Origin of the sequence: Endozoicomonas sp. ONNA2 (assembly GCF_024606365.1) — a bacterium.
Taxonomy (GTDB): Bacteria; Pseudomonadota; Gammaproteobacteria; order Pseudomonadales; family Endozoicomonadaceae; genus Endozoicomonas.
The window spans coordinates 1-3,663 of record NZ_JAHHPO010001184.1; the positions used below are offsets into that span (position 1 = coordinate 1).

At 51.1% G+C, this 3,663-nt stretch carries 8 protein-coding genes; 5 read left to right on the plus strand and 3 right to left on the minus strand.

Annotation, left to right across the window (positions count from 1 at the left end; translation table 11 throughout):
* The first annotated feature begins 198 nt into the window (after positions 1–198).
* Both KDK14_RS20845 and KDK14_RS20850 read left to right on the plus strand, forming a co-directional pair.
* Positions 199–441, plus strand: coding sequence for a type II toxin-antitoxin system Phd/YefM family antitoxin (locus KDK14_RS20845; protein WP_257267163.1), 243 nt, complete (start codon positions 199–201; stop codon positions 439–441).
* Positions 438–701, plus strand: a complete 264-nt coding sequence (locus KDK14_RS20850; RefSeq protein WP_257267164.1) for a Txe/YoeB family addiction module toxin — start codon at positions 438–440, stop codon at positions 699–701. The genes KDK14_RS20845 and KDK14_RS20850 overlap by 4 nt, the downstream gene beginning before the upstream one ends.
* A 105-nt stretch (positions 702–806) precedes the next feature.
* Here the strand turns inward: KDK14_RS20850 and KDK14_RS20855 are convergent, their stop codons facing one another.
* The gene (locus KDK14_RS20855) at positions 807–1,286 is read right to left on the minus strand and encodes a DUF368 domain-containing protein (protein WP_257267166.1); all 480 of its coding nucleotides are present in this window, start codon (positions 1,284–1,286) and stop codon (positions 807–809) included.
* A gap of 8 nt (positions 1,287–1,294) precedes the next feature.
* A complete protein-coding gene (locus KDK14_RS20860) occupies positions 1,295–1,657 on the minus strand; it encodes a hypothetical protein (RefSeq protein WP_257267167.1) in 363 nt (120 codons plus the stop codon).
* A gap of 158 nt (positions 1,658–1,815) precedes the next feature.
* Here KDK14_RS20860 and KDK14_RS20865 point away from each other — a divergent pair, with 158 nt between their 5' ends.
* Both KDK14_RS20865 and KDK14_RS20870 read left to right on the plus strand, forming a co-directional pair.
* Entirely contained in the window at positions 1,816–2,058 is a 243-nt protein-coding gene (locus KDK14_RS20865) for a DUF6364 family protein (RefSeq protein ID WP_257267168.1), read from the plus strand.
* Positions 2,055–2,471 (plus strand): PIN domain-containing protein, encoded by a 417-nt coding sequence (locus KDK14_RS20870; protein WP_257267169.1) that lies wholly within the window; start codon positions 2,055–2,057, stop codon positions 2,469–2,471. Before KDK14_RS20865 ends, KDK14_RS20870 begins: the two co-directional genes overlap by 4 nt.
* On the opposite strand, the gene KDK14_RS20875 is transcribed toward KDK14_RS20870, so the two are convergent.
* On the minus strand, positions 2,468–3,091 hold the full coding sequence (locus tag KDK14_RS20875; RefSeq protein WP_257267171.1) for a Uma2 family endonuclease: 624 nt from the start codon (positions 3,089–3,091) through the stop codon (positions 2,468–2,470). The two genes, KDK14_RS20870 and KDK14_RS20875, sit on opposite strands and share 4 nt — an antisense overlap.
* A 69-nt stretch (positions 3,092–3,160) precedes the next feature.
* On the opposite strand from KDK14_RS20875, the gene KDK14_RS20880 reads away from it, so the two are divergent.
* Positions 3,161–3,556 carry a PIN domain-containing protein gene (locus KDK14_RS20880; protein ID WP_257267172.1) on the plus strand — a complete coding sequence of 132 codons (396 nt, stop codon included), beginning with the start codon at positions 3,161–3,163 and terminating at the stop codon, positions 3,554–3,556.
* Positions 3,557–3,663 lie beyond the last annotated feature (107 nt).

Below are 3,663 nucleotides of genomic sequence, written 5' to 3' on the forward strand. Positions count from 1 at the left end.
TCCTCAATTTTCTGCCATCCTCGCTACGGGCGCTATTCTCGGACAGCCTCCCGGGCATTGCCCTCCTTGCGCAAAACATGGCCAGCGGCCCAGCCGAGTTTCTGGACAAAATCGGGAGTAATCGGGTAATGGCCAACCAGGCCACATAAAACGTACTATATTACGTACGTAACCAATAAACCAAACAGGACTCCATCTATGAGCAGTTACAGTGCCAGTGAGGCTCGTGCCAACCTGTATCGTCTGATTGATGAAACCGCGAAAAACCACAAACCGGTGCTGATTACTGGTAAACGCAACAACGCCGTACTGGTATCCGAAGAGGATTGGAGCGCCATTCAGGAAACCCTGCATCTGCTCTGCGTACCGGGCATGCGTAAATCCATTCAGGATGGTTTAGCCAGTGATCTTTCTGATTGCAGTGAGGAGCCGGGCTGGTGAGTTGGAAACTGGTATATACCCGGCAAGCCCAGAAAGATGCAAAAAAGATCGCTTCAGCAGGCCTGAAATCAAAAGTAGAAACCCTGCTGGCCATTCTGGCAGAAAACCCTTACCAAACACCGTCTCCCTATGAAAAGCTGATTGGCGATCTGAGTGGCGCTTTGTCCAGAAGAATCAATATTCAGCATCGCCTCGTCTATCAGGTGCTAAAGGAAGACGAAGCCGTCAAAATCATCAGGATGTGGACGCACTACGAATAAGAAAGTGGGCAGTTCCCAGTTGGCGGTTTTCAGAAAAAGAAAAGCGAATCAGCCGTCTTTTTCTGCCCACTGAAAACTGTTAACTACGCAGCCTTGGCAACCCGCTCAATCACCAACACCATCACCACCGCACAGAGCCCCATCCATGGCCAGGGCGAGGGTTAACTGGGCGGTCTGGCCGGTCAAATGTTCATAGGTCTGTGGCAACACATTGAACACCTGGTCAGCCGTTGTCTGCTTCCAGGGCCAGAGCTTATTTACCGAGCCCAACATCAGCCCGGTAAAAAACGACCAGAGGGGAATCGGATGGGGCACCAACAACCCGCTGATCACCCGGGCCAGGCTGAACAGACTCAGCAAAATACCACTGCCAAACGTCAGCAGAAACGCACCGTTGATGTGCTTCCAGCAGGCGGCAATGCCGTCCTGAGCCAGTACCGCACCGGGGCCCAGCCGTTTAATGCTGTCCAGCAGCTCATCGTAAATGTCGGTAATAAACGCAATGGTACCGCCGGAAACACCGGGCACCACATCGGCAGCGCCCATGGCGATACCTTTAAGAAACAGAAGAAAAGGAGATTTCACAAAAAGCCTTAACGGGAAATCACGAGGTACACACCAAGATAAGCCAACACTCCCACACCATTGGCCACAATATCACCCACACTGAAGCTGCGGTAACCGGTCATCTTCTGGCAGACCTCAATCAACACCCCAAAGGCCAGCAGCCCCACCGGTTTCCACCAGGGCATACCCACCGTAGGCCAGGCCAGATCCAGCATGGTAAACAACACCATAAAGGTAATGGCGTGTTTGACTTTGTCATTAACGGCGGCGGTCGGGTCGGCACCGTGGGGAATCACCGCCATAAACAGGGCAAAAGCCAGCGCCCCGATAAAAGCAAAGCGATACAGCGCAGGCGGGAACACCTGCAATCCAGCGAGAATTTTATCCATTGAATGGGCTTCAAGGTTATAAAAAACACTGGATTATGAAGGAACAGGATTTTTTAATGCATCCGTAGATATTCAGCAAAAAATAGCGTTGTTCGGCTTTTGCCAACCACTGGCGTGTGACGTACACTGAATTAAAACAGTACGGCACGGAATCAGATATGCAAAAACTCACACTGAGAATGAAGCCTGAGCAGGTTCAAAAGGCAAAAGCCTATGCAGCGCATCACGGTAAGTCTTTATCACAACTGGTCGCAGACTACTTTGACTCATTAACCGGGGCAGAATCCGATAACGAAACGCTGCCACCGCTAACGCAAAAGCTGAAAGGTGCACTGCGTTCGCCAGATACCACTGACGATGACAATGCCTACAAAAAACACCTTGAGGATAAATACCTGTGAGTATTCTGGTGGATACCAATGTTATCCTGGATGTTCTTCTGGAGCGCGAACCTTATGCCCAAAACTCATCCCGTATTATGGCGCTGGTTGAACGCAAAGCCTGCACCGGCTACCTGTGCGCTACCACCTTAACCACCATCCACTACCTGGCCTGCAAAACCATTGGTAAAGAAGCGGGGCAACAGGCCATTCAGACATTGCTGCAAATCTACCGGATGGCCCCGGTTGACCATCAGGTTCTCCAGATGGCACTGAACATCGGCTTCAAAGACTACGAAGACAGCGTACTCTATGCTTCAGGAGTCAATGCAGGCACCGGAGCCATTATCACCCGCAACGTTAAAGATTTTTCAGCGTCAGAACTGCCGGTTTATACGCCAGAAGAGTACCTGATCAACAAGGTGAGCAGTTAAAGAACACCCACCACAGCTTCATACAGCTCCCGAAGCGTGATAGAAAAACCGATGGAATGGAGCTGCAGGGTATCGGTCTCCTGCTTTAGGCGGATGATCTCCCAGCCATTGCCAGCATTCTGGTAGAGATCCACGGCAATCTTATCCTGATGGATCAATACATACTCCTTCAACCCCTTAATGGCGGTGTAGGCCGCCAGTTTTTCCATCCGGTCCCTTGCCTCTGTGGTGGGGGATAGCACTTCGGCAATCAAGGTTGGGTGATCTTCAACATAGGCTTTCTGGTCAGAGCCGTTACAGGCCACCATCACATCCGGGTAATAAAAAACATCATTCTCTTTATGGCTGGCATTCACTGTCATATCACTGGCGTAAGCTCTGCAGGAGCTACCCCGCAGGTGAGCACGCAGCAGGGAGGCAAACGACAGGGTCAGCAGATTGTGCCTGCGGCTGGCAGCGGCCATGGCGATGATCAGCCCGTTAACGTACTCATGCCGCTGCTCAGCCTGCTGTTCAAACGCCAGATAGGCTTCCGGCGTCATAAATTGTAACTGCTCGGCCTGAGCCATTCGCTTCATCCCGTTCTGTTTATGATCCGATGTCAAATCACTGAAAGGCATGGTCAAAACCAGCCATAACGTCTCAATCGAAGAGATGAACCAGGCGATTGAGCGCAGGGGCAGCGAATCATGATCGGACTGGATAGCAATATTCTGGTTCGCTACATTGCGCAGGATGATGCAGTGCAATCAGGCATTGCCAACCGGCCGATAGAAAAACGACTGACTCCGGATAATCCCGGCTTTGTTTCATTAATCACGCTGATTGAAACCACCTGGGTACTGGGCGCCTGCTACCAGCAACCCCGGCAGACGCTGATTGACATTCTCCGGCAACTGATCACCATTCGGCAGTTGCAGGTAGAGCGGCCGGATATCGCCCACCAGGCAATACAGCGTTATGAAAGCGGTAATGGTGATTTCAGCGATGCGGTCATCTGCCTGATCAATGAAGACAATGGCTGCGATGAAACCATGACCTTCGGTAAGAAAGCCAGAAGCGTAGGGATGACGTTGTTAAAATAACGCAGTTGGCCGTCATACTCCGGTGAGCAGAAAAGAAATACCAAACGTCTTGTTCTGAAAACTGACTACTGGCAACTGCCCACTTTCTTAACCATCTTACTCACCGT